The organism is Streptomyces sp. ActVer (genome assembly GCF_027270795.1).
Lineage (GTDB): Bacteria > Actinomycetota > Actinomycetes > Streptomycetales > Streptomycetaceae > Streptomyces > Streptomyces umbrinus_A.
This window is the reverse complement of the sequence record NZ_JAPWHT010000208.1, coordinates 1-17,118: the sequence shown is the minus strand read 5'-3', so window position 1 is coordinate 17,118 and position 17,118 is coordinate 1. Positions and strand designations below refer to the sequence as shown.

13 protein-coding genes and 2 pseudogenes are annotated in these 17,118 nt (G+C 71.1%); 4 read left to right on the top strand and 11 right to left on the bottom strand.

Features of this window, described 5'->3' with window-relative positions; translation table 11 throughout:
- Positions 1-316: pseudogene (locus O3Q52_RS29455) on the top strand (hypothetical protein); the annotation flags it as partial.
- A gap of 190 nt (positions 317-506) precedes the next feature.
- Here O3Q52_RS29455 and O3Q52_RS29450 read toward each other — a convergent pair.
- Genes O3Q52_RS29450 through O3Q52_RS29440 form a run of 3 tightly spaced genes read right to left on the bottom strand, consistent with a single transcriptional unit; the run spans position 507 to position 2,436 of the window.
- Positions 507-815, bottom strand: a complete 309-nt coding sequence (locus O3Q52_RS29450; protein WP_269651728.1) for an AzlD domain-containing protein — start codon at positions 813-815, stop codon at positions 507-509.
- Complete coding sequence (locus O3Q52_RS29445) at positions 812-1,543, bottom strand: AzlC family ABC transporter permease (RefSeq protein WP_269651729.1); 732 nt, start codon at positions 1,541-1,543, stop codon at positions 812-814. The genes O3Q52_RS29450 and O3Q52_RS29445 overlap by 4 nt, the downstream gene beginning before the upstream one ends.
- Entirely contained in the window at positions 1,444-2,436 is a 993-nt protein-coding gene (locus O3Q52_RS29440; RefSeq protein WP_269651727.1) for an AraC family transcriptional regulator, read from the bottom strand. The genes O3Q52_RS29445 and O3Q52_RS29440 overlap by 100 nt, the downstream gene beginning before the upstream one ends.
- 353 nt (positions 2,437-2,789) lie before the next feature.
- Between O3Q52_RS29440 and O3Q52_RS29435 the strand changes: the two genes are divergently transcribed.
- The 3 genes from O3Q52_RS29435 to O3Q52_RS29425 all read left to right on the top strand — a co-directional run bounded on the left by O3Q52_RS29435 (position 2,790) and on the right by O3Q52_RS29425 (position 9,522).
- Entirely contained in the window at positions 2,790-7,766 is a 4,977-nt protein-coding gene (locus O3Q52_RS29435; RefSeq protein WP_269651726.1) for an ATP-dependent helicase, read from the top strand.
- Between the two features lie 103 nt (positions 7,767-7,869).
- Complete coding sequence (locus O3Q52_RS29430; RefSeq protein ID WP_269651725.1) at positions 7,870-8,670, top strand: Fpg/Nei family DNA glycosylase; 801 nt, start codon at positions 7,870-7,872, stop codon at positions 8,668-8,670.
- Positions 8,671-8,757: 87 nt separating this feature from the next.
- Complete coding sequence (locus tag O3Q52_RS29425) at positions 8,758-9,522, top strand: SDR family NAD(P)-dependent oxidoreductase (RefSeq protein WP_269651724.1); 765 nt, start codon at positions 8,758-8,760, stop codon at positions 9,520-9,522.
- A 92-nt stretch (positions 9,523-9,614) separates the two neighbouring features.
- Here the strand turns inward: O3Q52_RS29425 and O3Q52_RS29420 are convergent, their stop codons facing one another.
- The 8 genes and pseudogenes from O3Q52_RS29420 to O3Q52_RS29385 all read right to left on the bottom strand — a co-directional run.
- Positions 9,615-9,881, bottom strand: a complete 267-nt coding sequence (locus O3Q52_RS29420; RefSeq protein WP_269651723.1) for a hypothetical protein — start codon at positions 9,879-9,881, stop codon at positions 9,615-9,617.
- A 198-nt stretch (positions 9,882-10,079) separates the two neighbouring features.
- Positions 10,080-10,550: a Dps family protein gene (locus tag O3Q52_RS29415; protein WP_269651722.1), complete on the bottom strand. Its 471-nt coding sequence runs from the start codon at positions 10,548-10,550 to the stop codon at positions 10,080-10,082.
- Positions 10,551-10,804: 254 nt separating this feature from the next.
- Positions 10,805-11,179 (bottom strand): helix-turn-helix domain-containing protein, encoded by a 375-nt coding sequence (locus O3Q52_RS29410; protein WP_269651721.1) that lies wholly within the window; start codon positions 11,177-11,179, stop codon positions 10,805-10,807.
- 109 nt (positions 11,180-11,288) lie between these two features.
- Positions 11,289-11,834: a CinA family protein gene (locus tag O3Q52_RS29405; protein ID WP_269651720.1), complete on the bottom strand. Its 546-nt coding sequence runs from the start codon at positions 11,832-11,834 to the stop codon at positions 11,289-11,291.
- Positions 11,831-12,586: a CDP-diacylglycerol--glycerol-3-phosphate 3-phosphatidyltransferase gene (gene pgsA, locus O3Q52_RS29400; RefSeq protein ID WP_269651719.1), complete on the bottom strand. Its 756-nt coding sequence runs from the start codon at positions 12,584-12,586 to the stop codon at positions 11,831-11,833. Before pgsA ends, O3Q52_RS29405 begins: the two co-directional genes overlap by 4 nt.
- A complete protein-coding gene (rimO, locus tag O3Q52_RS29395) occupies positions 12,583-14,070 on the bottom strand; it encodes a 30S ribosomal protein S12 methylthiotransferase RimO (protein ID WP_269651718.1) in 1,488 nt (495 codons plus the stop codon). Before rimO ends, pgsA begins: the two co-directional genes overlap by 4 nt.
- Before the next feature lie 112 nt (positions 14,071-14,182).
- On the bottom strand, positions 14,183-15,025 hold the full coding sequence (locus O3Q52_RS29390) for a helix-turn-helix domain-containing protein (RefSeq protein WP_269651717.1): 843 nt from the start codon (positions 15,023-15,025) through the stop codon (positions 14,183-14,185).
- 289 nt (positions 15,026-15,314) lie between these two features.
- Positions 15,315-17,057: pseudogene (locus O3Q52_RS29385) on the bottom strand (DNA translocase FtsK); the annotation flags it as partial.
- Between the last annotated feature and the right edge of the window lie 61 nt (positions 17,058-17,118).

Sequence of the window (17,118 nt, the reverse complement as noted above, 5' to 3'; positions counted from 1 at the left end):
CCTGGTGCGCGAACACCGGCTCGCGGCGCTGGACCCGGCGCGTCCTGACGCCTTCCCCGTGGCCCCCGGTTACGCGCCCGGAGAGCACCACTTCCCGCACGACTACGCGAAGACACCGGGCTCACTCGCGCGCGCGTGGTTCACCGACGCCGAGATGGCGGGCTCCCTGGAGTTCCTGCTGAACCAACAGCAGAAGGACGGCGGCTGGCCGGTCCGCCGACTCCAGTGGGCACCGAGTACGGCCCTGGAGGCACGCCCCATCGTGACGATCGAGGCCCTGCGCACCCTGCGGGCCTACGGACTGCCCGTCGGCTGACGTCGACACCCGTCCACTCACCGGCCTGACCAAGCCGGTCACCGGTCACCAGCTACCGCTGCCGGTCACAGACGGGACCGCGATCAGGGGGCACGCGCACGCGTGCCCCCTCATCAACCGAGCCGGACACCCCCTCCCAAGCCCAACATCACCTCAGCCCTCCCCTCCCCGATCCGCCTCTCCCCTCCCCTCAGCCGGTCATCGCCCGCACCCCCGCCGTGACGAGCACAGCCGCAGCGACGACCAGCAGGAACGGGGCCCGCAACAACAGCGCCACGGCGCCCGCGGCAAGCCCCGCTGCCTTCGCGTCCAGCACCAGGACACGTCCGTCGGCGAAGGTCTGCTGGGCCGTGAGGGCGGCCAGGAGGGCGACGGGCAGCAGAGCGGCGAGCCGCTGGACGAGCGGCCGCTCCAGAAGGCCCGCGGGAATCAGCAGCCCGATGAGCTTGACGGCATAGCAACCGACGGCGGTGAGGCCGATCGCGATCCAGATGTTCAACGCCCCTCCCCCACGGTGTCGTCGTCCTCGGCCGGCCCGGTACGCGCCCGACGACGCCCTTCCGCCCACAGGACGGCCGGAGCGGCGAGCGCGGCCACCAGGACGGGAACACCGGCAGGCAGGACGGGCAGCAGCCCGAGCCCCAGGACGACCGCGAGTCCCGCGACAACCCGCTCCCTGGTGGTCTTGAGCATGGGCGCGAGCAGCGCCAGAAAGACGGCGGGCCCGGCCGCGTCCAGGCCCCAGGCGTCGGTGTCGCCGATGGCGTCTGCGCCCAGCGCGCCGAGCAGCGTGGTGATGTTCCACAGCACGTAGAGGGTGAGCCCGGTGACGGTGAAGCCGATCCGTACGCTGCGCCGCGTGGGCTGGGCGAGGGCCACGGCGGTGGTCTCGTCGATGACCCACTGGGCGGCGAACGGCCGCACCGCGCGCGGGAGGGCCAACAACTGCGACAGACGCAGCCCGTAGAAGGCGTTGCGCACCCCCAGGAAGAACGCGCCCGCCGCGGCTGTGAACGGGTTGCCCCCGCCTGCCAGCGCCCCCACCAGAGCGAACTGGGAGGCGCCGGTGAACACCAGAAGGCTCAGTGCGCAGGTCTGCAGCAGCGTGAGCCCGCTGCCCGCCGAGGTCACCCCGAAGGCGAAACCGGACAGTCCGACGGCGACCCCGACTCCGAGGGCGTCCCGTACGACGGCGGCGTCGGGTTTTCCGCCGTCTTCACTGCGTATGCCTGCGAGAGCTGCATGTTCTGCCACGCCCCGGACGGTACGAGAATCTCCCGCCGCGATTCTTGTACGTTCTTGCGCTCGCGCTGATACGCGCCCGGCGGCACGCCCACGATCCGCGTGAAGTGCCGATTGAGGTGCGGCTGATCCGTGAACCCCACCGCGACGGCCGCCTCCGCGGGAGCGACCCCCGAGTCCAGCAACCGACGCGCACGCCGTACCCGGACATCGGTCAGCCACGCGTGCGGAGGCATCCCGTAGGCGTCCCGAAAGGCACGCAGCAACGCGAAGGGACTGGTCCCCAGATCACCGGCGAGCCGCTCCAGAGTGGGCGGCTCCACGATCTGTTCCTCAAGAACGGCACGCGCGCGTGCCGCGACCCCGGCCCCCGCGGTCCGCAGGACCCGCTCCGGCAACGGCCCGCCGTTCACCCGCAGCAACCGGGTCACGGCAACACGCAACAACGTGTCGGCAGCCAGCGCGTTGCCCTCCTCGGCGGCCCGCAACACCTGGTGAACCAGCCTCACGGCATACGGATCATCAAGAACGGGGCTCACGAATCCCGGAGCACCACGAAGAGCGGTGGTCTCAGCAGCGATCTCCGCAACGAGCTCCGGCGACGGATAAACGGCCCCGTAGCGCCAGCCCTCAGGAACCCCTGCCCGCCCCGTGTGCGGCGTATCGGGATTGACCAGCGCCAGAGACCCGGTCCCCGCGTACTGATCCGCCCCACCGTGATGAAAGACCTCGACACCGTCGGCGATGGCGGCGATGACGAAGTTCTCGTGCGTATGCCGGACAAAGGTCTTCTGCACATACCGAGCCCGCAGCAGATCGACACCGGGCAACTCCGCAAACTGCCAGTGCCGAGCCCGCTCCTTCCCAGCTCCAGCCATGCCCCCCATTCTCCGCCATCACGAGAAACACCGGTTCTCAGCCTCGGGGCAGCCACGCGACGGGCACACCCCCGCCCCGCAGCCGCCGGACAACCGAAGGGGCCGGTCCGGGGGTGTCCGCCCGCAGCGGCTGGCGCGTCGACTCGAGCTCCCAAGAAAACAGACCGATTCCGCGCCAGACCGAGGACGGATATCCCCGGACCGGCCCCGACCCCAAAACCACGGGCAGGCGCACGGCCGACTCCCCGCAGCCAATCCCCCGCAGCCGCCCGGCAGCCAATCCTTCGCGCCCCTCGCAGCCGACCCCGACGCAGGTCAGCCCCGTTGTCAGTGCCCGGGTGCAGGATGGACGCATGGTCAGCTCCGCACACCGAGCCCTGAGCGGCTTCTCACAAGCAACCCGTGCATGGTTCACGGGTGCCTTCGACGCGCCCACCGCGGCCCAGGCCGGAGCATGGCAAGCCATCGGCGAGGGCTCGGACGTGCTGGTCGTGGCCCCCACCGGCTCGGGCAAGACCCTGGCCGCGTTCCTCGCGGCCCTCGACCAGCTGGCCTCGACCCCACCCCCGGCCGACCCGAAGAAGCGCTGCAGGGTGCTGTACGTATCACCGCTCAAGGCCCTGGCGGTCGACGTGGAGCGAAACCTGCGCAGCCCGCTGACCGGCATCCGGCAGGAGGCGGTCCGCCTGGGCCTGCCCGAGCCCGAGGTGAAGGTCGGCATCCGCTCCGGCGACACCCCGCCGGCCGAGCGCCGCGCACTGTCCACCCGCCCGCCGGACATCCTGATCACGACCCCGGAGTCGCTGTTCCTGATGCTCACGTCGGCCACGCGCGACGCGCTGACGGGCATCGAGACGGTGATCCTGGACGAGGTGCACGCGGTCGCGGGCACGAAGCGCGGCGCCCACCTCGCCCTCACCCTGGAGCGCCTGGACGAGCTGCTCCCGAAGCCGGCCCGCCGGATCGGCCTATCGGCGACAGTCCGCCCGGTGGACGAGGTCGCCCGCTACCTCTCCCCCCACCGCAAGGTCGAGATCGTCCAGCCCCCGTCCGGCAAGGAATTCGACCTCTCCGTAGTCGTCCCCGTGGAGGACCTGGGCGAGCTCGGCGGCTCCCCCGTCGCGGACTCCGACACGGCAGCCGAGCGCCCCTCGATCTGGCCGCACGTCGAGGAGAGGATCGCCGACCTGGTCCAGTCCCACCGCTCGACGATCGTCTTCGCCAACTCCCGCCGCCTGGCGGAGCGCCTCTGCAACCGGCTCAACGAGATCGCGTACGAGAGGGCGACGGGCGAGCCCCTGGAAGAGCATCACGCGCCGGCCGAGCTGATGGGCGGCTCGGGCGCGGCCCAGGGTGCCCCGCCGGTCATCGCCCGCGCCCACCACGGCTCGGTCTCGAAGGAGCAGCGCGCCCTCGTCGAGGAGGACCTGAAGGCGGGCCGCCTGCCCGCGGTGGTAGCCACGTCCAGCCTGGAGCTGGGCATCGACATGGGCGCGGTGGACCTCGTCGTCCAGGTCGAGTCACCGCCGTCCGTGGCGTCGGGCCTCCAGCGCGTGGGCCGTGCGGGCCACCAGGTCGGGGCGGTCTCCACAGGCGTGGTCTTCCCCAAGTACCGGGGCGACCTCGTCCAGGCGGCCGTGGTCACCGAGCGGATGCGTACCGGCTCCATCGAGTCCCTCCGCATCCCCGCCAACCCCCTGGACGTGCTGGCCCAGCAGATCGTCGCGATGACGGCGCTCGACACGTGGCAGGTCGACGACCTGCTCAGCACGGTCCGCCGCGCGGCCCCCTTCGCGTCGCTTCCGGAGTCGGCGTTCACGGCGGTGCTCGACATGCTCGCGGGCCGCTACCCCTCCGACGCCTTCGCCGAGTTGCGGCCGCGTGTGGTGTGGGACCGCGTCGCGGGTACGGTCATGGGCCGCCCCGGCGCCCAGCGTCTCGCCGTCACCTCCGGCGGCACCATCCCCGACCGCGGTCTCTTCGGGGTCTTCCTTGCCGGCGCCGACCCCAAGAAGGGCGGCGGCCGGGTCGGCGAGCTCGACGAGGAGATGGTCTACGAGTCCCGTGTGGGAGACGTCTTCACGCTCGGCACCAGCTCCTGGCGCATCGAGGACATCACGCGCGACCGCGTCCTGGTGTCCCCCGCCCCCGGCGTGCCGGGCAGGCTGCCGTTCTGGAAGGGCGACCAGCTCGGGCGTCCGCTCGAACTGGGCCGCGCGGTGGGCGCCTTCCTGCGCGAGGTCGGATCACTGCCCAAGGACGACGCCCGCCTCCGCCTCCTCGCGGCGGGTCTGGACGCCTGGGCCGCCGACAACGTGCTGTCCTACCTGGCCGAACAGCGCGAGGCCTGCGGCCACATCCCGGACGACCGCACCATCGTCGTCGAGCGTTTCCGTGACGAGCTGGGCGACTGGCGGGTCGTCGTGCACTCGCCCTTCGGCGCCCAGGTCCATGCCCCGTGGGCACTGGCGCTGGGCGCCCGTCTCTCCGAGCGGTACGGCATGGACGCCCAGGTCATGCACGCCGACGACGGCATCGTCCTGCGCCTCCCGGACGCCGACCTGATGGGCCTGGACCTGCTCGACCAGGAACCCGCCAAGCTGGGTACGGAGTACGACTCGGACCAGGCCCCCGTGGGCGCGGCGGACGTCGCGTTCGACAAGGGCGAGGTCAATCAGATCGTCACCGACCAGGTCGGCGGCTCCGCCCTGTTCGCGTCCCGCTTCCGCGAATGCGCCGCCCGCGCCCTGCTCCTGCCGCGCCGCAGCCCCGGCAAGCGCACCCCCCTGTGGCAGCAACGCCAGCGCGCCGCCCAACTGCTCCAGGTGGCCAGCGAGTACGGCTCCTTCCCCATCGTCCTGGAAGCGGTCCGCGAATGCCTCCAGGACGTCTTCGACGTACCGGGCCTCACGGAACTGATGGGCGACCTGGAGTCCCGCAAGGTGCGGCTCGTCGAGGTCACGACACCGGAGCCGTCCCCCTTCGCCCGGTCACTGCTGTTCGGCTACGTCGCCCAGTTCCTGTACGAGGGAGACTCCCCGCTCGCCGAGCGGCGTGCCGCGGCCCTGTCGCTGGACTCGCGTCTGCTCGCCGAGCTCCTCGGCCAGGCGGAGCTGCGCGAACTCCTGGACGCCGACGTCCTGACGGAGCTGGAGAGCGAGCTCCAGTGGCTCACGGAGGACCGCCGCACCAAGGACGCCGAAGGCGTCGCGGACCTTCTGAGGATGCTCGGCCCGCTCACCGACGCCGAACTGGCCGAGCGCGGCGCCGAACCGGAGTGGGCCCAGGACCTGGCTTCGGCCCGCCGCGCCATCCGGGTCCGGATCGGCGGGGCCGACCACTGGGCGGCGATCGAGGACGCGGGCCGACTGCGTGACGCGCTCGGCACGGCGCTGCCGGTCGGCGTCCCGGAAGCCTTCACCGAACCGGTCAAGGACCCGCTCGGCGACCTCCTCGCCCGGTACGCGCGCACGCACGGCCCGTTCACCTCGACCGCGGCGGCGACCCGCTTCGGCCTGGGTCCGGCCGTCACCGAAGGGGCGCTGCAGCGGCTCGCCGCGGCCGGTCGCGTCGTACAGGGGGAGTTCCACCCTGCGGGGATCGGCCAGGAGTGGTGCGACGCGGCGGTGCTGCGCCGACTGCGGCGCCGTTCGCTGGCCGCGCTGCGCCACGAGCTGGAGCCGGTGCCGCCCGCCGCGCTGGCGCAGTTCCTGCCGCAGTGGCAGCACCTAGGCAGCGGGCACGGCCTGCGCGGCATCGACGGACTCGTGCGCGCCATCGAGCAGTTGCAGGGCGCTTCGGTGCCCGCGTCGGCACTGGAGAAGCTCGTCCTGCCGTCCCGCGTCGCGCACTACGCCCCCGCGATGCTCGACGAACTGACCGCCGCCGGAGAGGTCGTCTGGGCCGGAGCGGGCGCGCTCCCCGGCAAGGACGGCTGGGTGTCCGTCTACCTGGCGGACACAGCTCCACTCCTCCTGCCACCTCCGCATCCCCTGGAGCTGACCGCGCTCCACCAGTCGGTCCTGGACGCCCTCTCCGGAGGCTACGGCCTCTTCTTCCGCCAGATCACCGACCAGATCCGCGCCACCACACACCCCGATGCCACCGATCCCCAACTCGCCGACGCCATCTGGGACCTGGCCTGGTCGGGCCGTCTGACCAACGACACGCTCGGCCCGATGCGCTCTCTCCTCGGCTCGGGCCGCACCGCGGGTTCCACCGCACACCGCGCGAAACGCACAGTGCCCCGCGGCCGGTACGGAAGCCTGACGGCCGCCGCACGCCCCCAGTCCCGGACGGGCCCGCCGACCGTCGCGGGCCGCTGGTCGCTACTCCCTGCCCTCGAACCCGACGCCACGGTCCGCGCCCATGCCCTGGCCCGCACCCTGCTCGACCGGCACGGCGTGGTCACCCGGGGTGCGGTCGCCGCGGAGGGCGTGGAGGGCGGCTTCTCCGCCGTCTACCGCATCCTGTCCGCCTTCGAGGAGAGCGGCCAGGCCCGCCGCGGCTATGTGGTGGAGGGGCTGGGCGCCGCCCAGTTCGCGATGGACGGCGCGGTGGACCGGCTGCGCGCGGCGGCCAACGCACGCGAGCGGGGCGAGGCCCTGCCCGACCCCGGGTTCCCAGGCATGCCCCTGCCCGGCGGCCGCCCGAGCGCACGCACACCGGGCCACGCCGACGGTCCCACCGAACACCCGGACCCGTTCGGCGACACGGGATTCACCGCGCCCGACTCCTCCCGGTCGGACAACGACCCGTACTCCTTGCGCGACGGTTCCGGACCGCCCCTCCCCGGCGCCGCGACACCCGGCTCCGATCATCGATATCCAACTCCCTTCGCCGACACCCCCCGTACAGCCCCGCATGCCTTCCCCGGAGGCCCCGCCTCCCGTACCCGCGCGGGCAACGGCAACCGCGCCATCGTGCTGGCCGCCGCCGACCCCGCGAACGCCTACGGCGCGGCCCTCCCCTGGCCCGAGCCCCCCACCGGCGCCGGACACAAGCCCGGCCGCAAGGCAGGCTCCTTGGTGGTGCTGGTGGACGGCGAGCTGACCCTCTACATGGAGCGCGGCGGCAAGACACTCCTGGCCTGGCCGTCCACGCTCGACGGCTCGCCCTCCGACAGTTCGCCTCCCGACGACTCGCCCCTCCACGACCCACGCCTGCGCACAGCCGCCGAAGCACTCGCCGCGGCCGCCCGCGCGGGATCCCTCGGCACGGTCACGGTGGAGCGGGTCAACGGAGCCTCCGCGCTGACATCCGCCTTCGGCACCCTCCTGGAAGGAGCCGGTTTCCACGCGACCCCACGAGGGCTCCGCCTCCGCGCGTAAAGCCGCCCGCTCAACGCCGACCCGTCCCCTCCTCTCGGCCTCCCCTCCCCGGCCTTCCCCGCCACACGAGACACCCCGCCCGCCCCGTGCCACCCTGGACCCCATGCCCGAAGGAGACACCGTCTGGCAGACCGCCCGACGCCTGCACACCGCTCTCGCGGGCCACGTACTCACCCGCTCCGACCTCCGCGTGCCCAAGTACGCCACGGCCGACCTCACCGGACGCACGGTCCTGGACGTCACCCCGCGCGGGAAGCACCTGCTCACCCGTATCGAGGGCGGCCTGACCCTGCACTCGCATCTTCGGATGGACGGCTCCTGGAAGGTGTACGCCCCGGGCGAGCGCTGGAGCGGCGGCCCGGGCCACCAGATCCGGGTGATCCTCGGCACCAACGACCGCACGGCCGTGGGCTACCGGCTCCCCGTACTGGATCTGCTCCGCACCACCGACGAGGAACGAGCCGTCGGCCACCTCGGCCCCGACCTCCTGGGCCCGGACTGGGACCCCGACAAGGCCCTGGCGAACCTCCTGCACGACCCGGCCCGCCCCCTCGGCGAGGCCCTCCTCGACCAGCGCAACCTCGCCGGCATCGGCAACATCTACAAGAGCGAGCTCTGCTTCCTGCTCCGCGCGACCCCGTGGCTCCCCGTCGGTGACCTCCCCGCCGAGCACGCCGCCCGTCTGCCCGCCCTCGCCAGGAAGCTCCTCGAAGCCAACCGCGACCGTCCGGTCCGCAGCACCACAGGCCGCCGCGACCAGAACCTGTACGTGTACGGCCGCGCCCCCCGCCCGTGCCTGCGCTGCCGCACCTCGATCCGCGCCGCGAACCAGGGCGACGGCTCCCGGGAGCGCCCCACGTACTGGTGCCCGACCTGCCAACAGGGCCCCTCGCCGCACCCCTGACCGACCCCACCGCGCACAACCCACCGCGTGCAACCCACGAGGCACCACCAATTGACGACCCGTCAGAAACCCTCGTACGGTCCACTCATGCCTGTCACGGCGTACGACCTCACCGGACGCACCGCATTCGTCACCGGCGCGGCAAGCGGTATCGGCCGCGCCAGTGCCGTGCTGCTCGCGGAGGCGGGTGCCACCGTCCACTGCGCGGACCGCGACATCCAGGGCCTGGACGAGACAGCGGCCCTCATCAAGGACACGGGCGGTACCGCGCACTCGCACCCCCTCGACGTCACCGACCGCGCCCAGCTCAAAGAGGCGGTCGCGACCTGCGAGCGCCTCGACGTCATGGCCGCGGTCGCCGGGATCATGCACAGCAGCCCGGTCCTGGAGACCCGCGACGAGGACCTCGACCGCGTACTGGGCATCAATTTCAAGGGTGTTCTGTACGCCTGCCAGGAGGCGGCCCTCGCGATGATCGCGTCGGGCACGCGGGGCAGCATCGTCACGATGGCGTCCGGAGCCGTCGACACCGGCGGACCGGGCCTGCTCTGCTACGGAGCGGCGAAGGCAGCCGTCGTCCAGCTGACGAAGACCCTGGCGACGGAGATGGGCCCGCGCGGCATCCGCGTCAACGCGGTCGCGCCGGGCTGGATCCGTACGCCCATGACCGACCGCCACGACGGCGAGGCCCAGGCGCGGACCGAGGGGTTCATGGCCCGGATGTCACCACTGGGCCGGGTCGGCGAGCCGGAGGACATCGCCCACGCGGTCCTGCACCTGGCCTCCGACGCCTCGTCGTTCACGACGGGCCAGATCCTCCGCCCCAACGGAGGCGTGGCAATGCCCTGGTAGCGAGCCACAAACGCACGCCGCCCCCCAACGCCCTCTCAGGAGCCGCCGCAAAGCCCTCCCTGAAGCCCTCTAGAAGCCCTTCGGAAAGCACGTCAGGAAGACCCCCCGCGCCCCAGAAGCGGCCCCCGCCTCCTCCGCCAAGCCTCGGAGACGCGCCGCGCCCACTGATCCGACCCGGCCGCCCCCGCGGCACGCCCCTTCGGGACACAGTGCACCGGAAGCAGACTCAGCCCCCACCCACCGGCCGCGACCGCCCCCTCCAGCACGCCGGCGTCCGGCGCGAACGCCAGCCGCATCACGGCCCACCACCACAGCCCTCCAACGCCCAGGGCCAGCCCCCACCTGCCTATTCGCCCCATCCGCCCCGCCATGGCACCACCTCCAGCCAGACGCCCGACGCTAGACCGCCGCGTTCACCCATCGACAGGGCGCACAGACACGAAGAGGGCGCCCAGCGCACACCACCGGCGCCCGCCCCACAACCGCACGCTCAAAACCGAAGCCGAGCCCAACCCCAAAACCACAGCCACAGCCCGCATAACCCGGCAGAGCCAACCTCACCCGTTCTCCGCCTGGAACATCCAGTGATGCTTCTCAAGGTCCGCGGTGATCCCGATGAAGATGTCCTGACTCACCGGATCCGCCTCCCCCGTAGCCCCGACTCGCTCCCGCATCCGCTCGATGACGGCCGCGAGCGCGTCCACGAGTGTCCCCACCGCGTCGGTGTCCTTCACCCACCCGTCAGGCGTGGCCCCGATACCGCTGCTGGTCGCGACCGTCGCGGCACGTCCGTCCGGCGAGACCCCGAGCGTGGAGGCACGCTCGGCCACGGTGTCGGAGTGCAGCCGAGCGGTGTCCACGACCTCGTCGAGCTGGAGATGGACGGACCGGAAGCGCGGTCCGACCACGTTCCAGTGAATCTGCTTCGCCACGAGCGACAGATCCACCAGATCGACCAGCGCACCCTGCAGCGCCTCGGACACGGTCTTCAGATCGGCATCGGTCAACGGGCTCTTCACGACGTACATGGACATCCTCCGGTCAGCAACGACCCCCGGCTTCCGCCCCCGCTCCTCCACCATGGCCGCCCCGACCACTACCGGCAAACGCAGACAAAACCCACCACACCACCAAGCCGCACCCTTCACGCCACACCCTGGCTTCGCCCCCCGCCCACGCAAAAGCCCCGACCACCCCCCTCCAGGTCTCCCCGGAGAAGGCCCCGGCCGGGGCTCTCACACAGTTCTTCGCATCTCAGCTCGCGGGCGCGAGCCCGTGAGCGTCAGGCGGCGACGACGTCGACCGCCTCCGCAGGCGCCTTGATGGTCACCCGTTCCGGCGGCACACCGGTCACCGATACGGAATTGAGCCTCGGGCGCACCGGTGTGGGCACAGGCTCGGAAGCCGCTGCCGACCGGGCCAGCTCGGCGAGTGCGAGCTCGTCGCTCACTTCCCGCATGAGCTCGGACATCCGTACGTCCAGCGCGTCGCAGATAGCGGAAAGCAGCTCAGAGGAAGCCTCTTTCTGCCCCCGCTCCACCTCGGAAAGATAGCCGAGCGAAACTCGGGCGGACGAGGAGACTTCGCGCAGAGTACGGCCCTGGCGCTGGCGCTGCCGACGCAGCACGTCACCAAGCAGGCGACGGAGCAGAATCATCGGTGGCTCCCTCCTCGGACCGCGTAGCCGCATCCTTCACGCCCCACCGTACCGCCTTGCGCCGCGGCCGTGCGGGGAGCGATGTCGTGTTCACTCAGGGCTGCAAACATCAAAACCCCCCGTTCTGTTCCGTATCCTGTGCCCGCTCATTCTCAGTGAGTTCGCCCACAAGCTGCTCCAGAAGCAGTGCGAGCACGCTCCGTACACTCTCCATACGGATTTCCGTCCGGGAGCCGTTCAACCGCAACGCCACCACTTTCCCGCCGAGAACGCCTTCGCCGGACGCGCCCTGCGGCCCGTCCACGGCAACGAAAACCGTGCCGACGGGCTGTCCGTCCTGGGGTTCGGGGCCGGCGACACCGGTTGTCGCGATGCCCCAGTCCGCGCCGAGCACCTTGCGGGCGCCGGCCGCCATCTGGGCCGCGACCTGCGGATCCACCGCTCCACGCTGATCCAGCAGAGTGGCGTCGACGCCGAGTACATCGCGCTTGAGATCGGTGGCGTACGCGGTCACCGAGCCACGGAAGGCCTTGGAGGCTCCGGGCACCGCCGCGAGGTCCGCCGCCACCAGACCGCCGGTCAGCGACTCGGCGACAGCGAGCGTCTCGCCCCTCACTGTGAGTAGTCGCAGCACTTCGGCGGCCGTGGAGGTCACGCTTCCGCCTCCTCGGCGGCGGCCTTCCGATCGGCCAGTCCCTGGCGCCGCAGCACAATGGCCTGTCTCACATAGTCGAGTCCGGTGACGACGGTCAGGGCGACCGCCACAGCCATCACCCAGAACCTCAGGGTCGCCAGGGGCCCCGTCAGCGCCAGGACGTACATCCCGACGGCCACTCCCTGCGTCAGCGTTTTTATCTTCCCGCCGCGGCTGGCGGGGATCACGCCGTAGCGGATCACCACGAAGCGCAGCAGGGTGATTCCGAGCTCACGCCCGAGGATCACGCCCGTCACCCACCACGGCAGATCGCCGAGCGAGGAGAGACAGATGAGCGCCGCGCCCATGATCGCCTTGTCGGCGATCGGGTCGGCGATCTTCCCGAAGTCGGTCACGAGGTTGTACGTACGGGCCAGATGTCCGTCGAAGACGTCCGTGATCATGGCTACGGCGAAGGCCGCCCAGGCCCACGCCCGCCACACGGGGTCGTATCCGCCGTCGGCCAGCATCAGCGCCACGAAACCCGGCACGAGCACGAGCCGGAGCATGGTGAGGAGGTTGGCGACGTTCCACAGGCTGGCCTGGTTGACGGCCGCGGCGCTCAGCTTCGCGCCACGCGGTGTCTTCGAGCCCTGGGCGCCGGTGGCACCCGTACCGGAGGTTCCCTTGCCGGAAGCGCTGGAGGCGCCGGCAGCACCGCGCGTACCGGGCGCACCGGGGCCGCCCGCCGCGGATGCCGGGACTCCGGTCATCTGGCCGCCTCCTCTGTACATGCGGAGCCCGGGAGCGGCTCGGCCACGAGGTCGACACCTTCCGTACCGACCACCTTCGCCTCGACCATACGGCCGACGGTGAGACCTTCGCCGCTTGTGAACAGCACCTGGCCGTCGGTCTCGGGCGCCTGGTGCGCGGCACGGCCGTACGCGGGCTCCTCCGCGCCGTCGGAGCCGGCGGAGCCCAGGGACTCGACAAGCACCTGCAGGGTCTCCCCGACGCGCTCCTCCGCCCGCTGGGAGACCAGCTCCTCGGCGAGCCGGGACACGCGCGCGAGGCGCTCGGCGACGACGTCCTCGTCCAGCTTGTTCTCGTACGTCGCCGCCTCGGTGCCGTCCTCGTCGGAGTACCCGAAGACGCCGATGGCGTCCAGCCGCGCGCCGGTCAGGAAGCGCTCCAGCTCCGCCAGGTCCTCCGCGGTCTCGCCGGGGAAGCCCACGATGAAGTTGGACCGCACACCGGCCTGCGGGGCCTTGGAGCGGATCGTGTCGAGCAGCTGCAGGAACTGGGCGGTGCTCCCGAAGCGCCGCATCGCGCGCAGCACGCCGGGGGCGGAGTGCTGGAAGGACAGGTCGAAGTAGGGCGCGATCTTCGGCGTCGAGGTCAGTACGTCGATGAGCCCGGGCCGCATCTCGGCGGGCTGGAGGTAGCTGACCCGCACCCGCTCGATCCCGTCGACGTCGGCGAGCTCGGGCAGCAGCGTCTCCAGGAGGCGGATGTCGCCGAGGTCCTTGCCGTACGAGGTGTTGTTCTCGGAGACCAGCATGACCTCCTTGACGCCCTGCTCGGCCAGCCAGCGCGTCTCTCCCAGGACGTCCGAAGGCCGCCGCGAGATGAAGGAGCCGCGGAAGGACGGGATGGCGCAGAAGGAGCAGCGCCGGTCGCAGCCGGAGGCCAGCTTCACCGAGGCGACCGGCGAGCCGTCGAGCCGGCGGCGCAGGGGTGCGCGGGGGCCGGACTCCGGAGCGAGGCCTTCCGGAAGATCGACGGGAGCGTGCCCCGGAAGGGCGACCTCGGTGCCCGCGCTCTGCCGCTCGGCCGGGCTGATCGGCAGCAGCTTGCGCCGGTCGCGCGGGGTGTGGGCGGCGTGGATTCCGCCGTTCAGGATGGTCTGGAGGCGGTCGGAGATGTCGGCGTAGTCGTCGAAGCCGAGCACTCCGTCGGCCTCTGGCAGGGCCTCGGCGAGCTCCTTGCCGTACCGCTCGGCCATGCAGCCGACGGCCACGACGGCCTGCGTTCTCCCATGGCCCTTGAGGTCGTTGGCCTCCAGGAGGGCGTCGACGGAGTCCTTCTTGGCGGCCTCGACGAAGCCACAGGTGTTGACGACCGCGACGTCCGCGTTCTCGGCGTCCTCCACGAGGTGCCAGCCGTCCGCCTCCAAGCGGCCTGCGAGCTCCTCCGAGTCCACCTCGTTACGGGCGCAGCCAAGAGTGACGAGTGCGACGGTACGGCGTTCAGGCATGGGCTCAAGAGTACTTCGTCCCACTGACAGCCCACGTCGACGGGGTTGGCCGATCTTGGCCAACCCCGTACCCGCATGCCCCTTGAGGTCGCTTGTCCGACCTCGGGGTCGCTCATCCGACCTCGGGGTCGCCCTTCGTGTACGTGAGGCGCTCGACGCCACCGGGCTGGAACTCGTCCTCGATCTTCTTGCCGTTGACGTAGAGCTGGAGGGCGCCCGCGTCACCGAGGACGAGGTCGATCTTCTCCTTGTCCTGGAAGGTCTTGGAGTCGCCCTGCTTCAGGAAGCCGTCGAAGAGCAGCCGACCGTTGTGGTCCTTGGCGGAGATCCAGCTGCGCCCGTCGGGGGCGGTCACCTGGACGGTCACCTTGTCCTGCGGCGCGGCCGCGATGGCGCTGTCCGACGGGTCGGGCTTGGGGTCGGCGGGCTTGGTCGGGGTCGGCTTGGTCTTGACGGGCTTGCTGGCGGTGGGCGTGGATCCCTCGGCGACCTGCGTCTTCGAGCCGTCCGAGTCGTCCTTGACCATCGTGAACCCGACGAAGCCGATCACCGCGACGATCGCGGCGACCATGGCGGCGGTCCAGTTGGGACCCCGGCGCTCCGGACGGATCCGCTCGGCCTCGAACATCGGTGCCGCCGGGGTCGGCGCGGGCCGCCCGCCGTGATCACCGTCGTACTGGGCGAGCAGCGGCGCCGGATCGAGGTGGACGGCGCGCGCCAGCGTCTTGAGGTGACCGCGCGCGTACACGTCGCCGCCGCAGGGCGTGAAGTCGTCCTGTTCGATCGCGTGCACGATGGCGATGCGGACCCGGGTGGCGTTACTGACGTCGTCGACTGTCAGCCCCGCCGCGATGCGCGCCTGCTGCAGAGCACGGCCGATCGAAGGGCTATCACCCTTTTCGATGGGAGGCTCGTCCTGAGGGGAGTTGTCGTCAGGGGAGTTGCCGATGGACACGGGGGCGCCTTTCGAGCGTGTAGCCACCTGTGCTGGAGGTTCAGTCTAGGGGGGTTGCGAAAGGGTGGGGCAACCGGGCGGTGGGACTTTGTACGCCATCAGAACGGCTGGTCATCCTGATGGTGGGACACGTGCCTTTCCCTTCCCTCAACTTGACGTGCGACGAAGGGAAACGGTTGCTCACGGTTCCCTTACGGGTGAGTCACGTTCGAATCACCCACGTGGCCCTGACGTGCTCACCCACGTGGCCGTGGCCCATCCGCAAGAGGAAACGGACTTCCCCGTTTCTCTACGGATGAGCCTCCCCACGGATCACCGCGAGCACTCCGTCCAGCTCGTCAGGTTTCACAAGAACATCACGTGCCTTGGAACCCTCGCTCGGACCGACGATGTTGCGGGACTCCATGAGGTCCATCAGCCGGCCGGCCTTGGCGAACCCGACGCGCAGCTTGCGCTGGAGCATCGAGGTGGACCCGAACTGCGTGGAGACGACCAGTTCGGCGGCCTGGCACAGCAGGTCGAGGTCGTCGCCGATGTCCTCGTCGATCTCCTTCTTCTGCTTGGTGCCCACGGTGACGTCTTCCCGGAAGACCGGCGCCATCTGGTCCTTGCAGTGCTGGACGACGGCCGCGACCTCGTCCTCGGTGACGAAGGCGCCCTGCATACGGGTCGGCTTGTTCGCCCCCATCGGCAGGAAGAGCCCGTCGCCCTTGCCGATCAGCTTCTCGGCGCCGGGCTGGTCGAGGATGACCCGCGAGTCCGCGAGCGACGACGTGGCGAAGGCGAGCCGCGAGGGCACGTTCGCCTTGATCAGACCGGTGACGACGTCCACGGACGGCCGCTGCGTGGCGAGCACCAGGTGGATGCCGGCCGCGCGCGCGAGCTGCGTGATACGCACGATCGAGTCCTCGACGTCCCTCGGCGCGACCATCATCAGGTCGGCGAGCTCATCGACGATCACCAGCAGATACGGATAGGTCTTGAGCTCCCGCTCGCTGCCTTCCGGCGTCTTGAGCTTGCCGTCGCGGATGGCCTGGTTGAAGTCGTCGATGTGCCGGTACCCGAACGCCGCCAGGTCGTCGTAGCGCAGATCCATCTCCCGTACGACCCACTGCAGAGCCTCGGCGGCCCGCTTCGGGTTGGTGATGATCGGCGTGATGAGGTGCGGGATGCCCTCGTACGCGGTCAGCTCGACGCGCTTGGGGTCGACGAGGACCATGCGTACGTCCTCGGGGGTCGCGCGGACCATGATCGACGTGATCAGGCAGTTGATGCAGGAGGACTTGCCGGATCCGGTCGCACCGGCGACCAGCACGTGCGGCATCTTCGCGAGGTTGGCCATCACATAGCCGCCCTCGACGTCCTTGCCGAGCGCGACGAGCATCGGGTGGTCGTCCTCGGCCGCGTCCGCGAGGCGCAGCACATCGCCCAGGTTGACCATCTCGCGGTCGGTGTTGGGGATCTCGATGCCGACCGCGGACTTGCCGGGGATGGGGCTGATGATCCGCACGTCCGGGCTGGCGACGGCGTACGCGATGTTCTTGGCCAGCGCCGTGATCCGCTCGACCTTCACGGCGGGGCCGAGCTCGACCTCGTACCGCGTGACCGTCGGGCCGCGGGTGAAGCCGGTGACGGCGGCGTCGACCTTGAACTCCATGAAGACGTTCGTGAGCGAGGCGACCACGATGTCGTTGGCGGCGCTGCGCGACTTGCCCGGGCCGCCGCGCTCCAGGAGGTCGAGCGACGGCAGGGAGTAGGTGATGTCGCCGGAGAGCTGCAGCTGCTCGGCGCGCGGAGGCAGGTCGCGCGCCGTCTCGGGCGCGGGCTTGGTCAGGTCGGCGACCTCGGCCTTGAGCATCTCCTGCTTGGGCCTGGCGCCCTTGGTCCCCTTGGCGCGCGCGGCGGGCACCGGCGTCGGCTCCCCGCGCCCGCCCGTGTCCTGTCCGCCGGTGTCCTGACGGTCCCCGCGGTCCGCACCGACGCCCTGCGTCAGATCGGCCACCAGCGCACTGGGAGGGTCGCCTGCGACGACGCGCTCTTCCCGATCGACCACTGGACGGCGATCGAGCGCACCCACTACATGGAGTCGAGCA

Bases quoted from the DNA above. Each gene is read 5' to 3' on its own strand.
- O3Q52_RS29425 (WP_269651724.1), top strand. From the start codon at position 8,758: ATGCCTGTCACGGCGTACGACCTCACCGGACGCACCGCATTCGTCACC.
- O3Q52_RS29430 (WP_269651725.1), top strand. From the start codon at position 7,870: ATGCCCGAAGGAGACACCGTCTGGCAGACCGCCCGACGCCTGCACACC.
- O3Q52_RS29420 (WP_269651723.1), bottom strand. From the start codon at position 9,881: ATGGGGCGAATAGGCAGGTGGGGGCTGGCCCTGGGCGTTGGAGGGCTG.
- rimO (WP_269651718.1), bottom strand. From the start codon at position 14,070: ATGCCTGAACGCCGTACCGTCGCACTCGTCACTCTTGGCTGCGCCCGT.
- O3Q52_RS29410 (WP_269651721.1), bottom strand. From the start codon at position 11,179: ATGATTCTGCTCCGTCGCCTGCTTGGTGACGTGCTGCGTCGGCAGCGC.
- O3Q52_RS29440 (WP_269651727.1), bottom strand. From the start codon at position 2,436: ATGGCTGGAGCTGGGAAGGAGCGGGCTCGGCACTGGCAGTTTGCGGAG.
- O3Q52_RS29415 (WP_269651722.1), bottom strand. From the start codon at position 10,550: ATGTACGTCGTGAAGAGCCCGTTGACCGATGCCGATCTGAAGACCGTG.
- pgsA (WP_269651719.1), bottom strand. From the start codon at position 12,586: ATGACCGGAGTCCCGGCATCCGCGGCGGGCGGCCCCGGTGCGCCCGGT.
- O3Q52_RS29435 (WP_269651726.1), top strand. From the start codon at position 2,790: ATGGTCAGCTCCGCACACCGAGCCCTGAGCGGCTTCTCACAAGCAACC.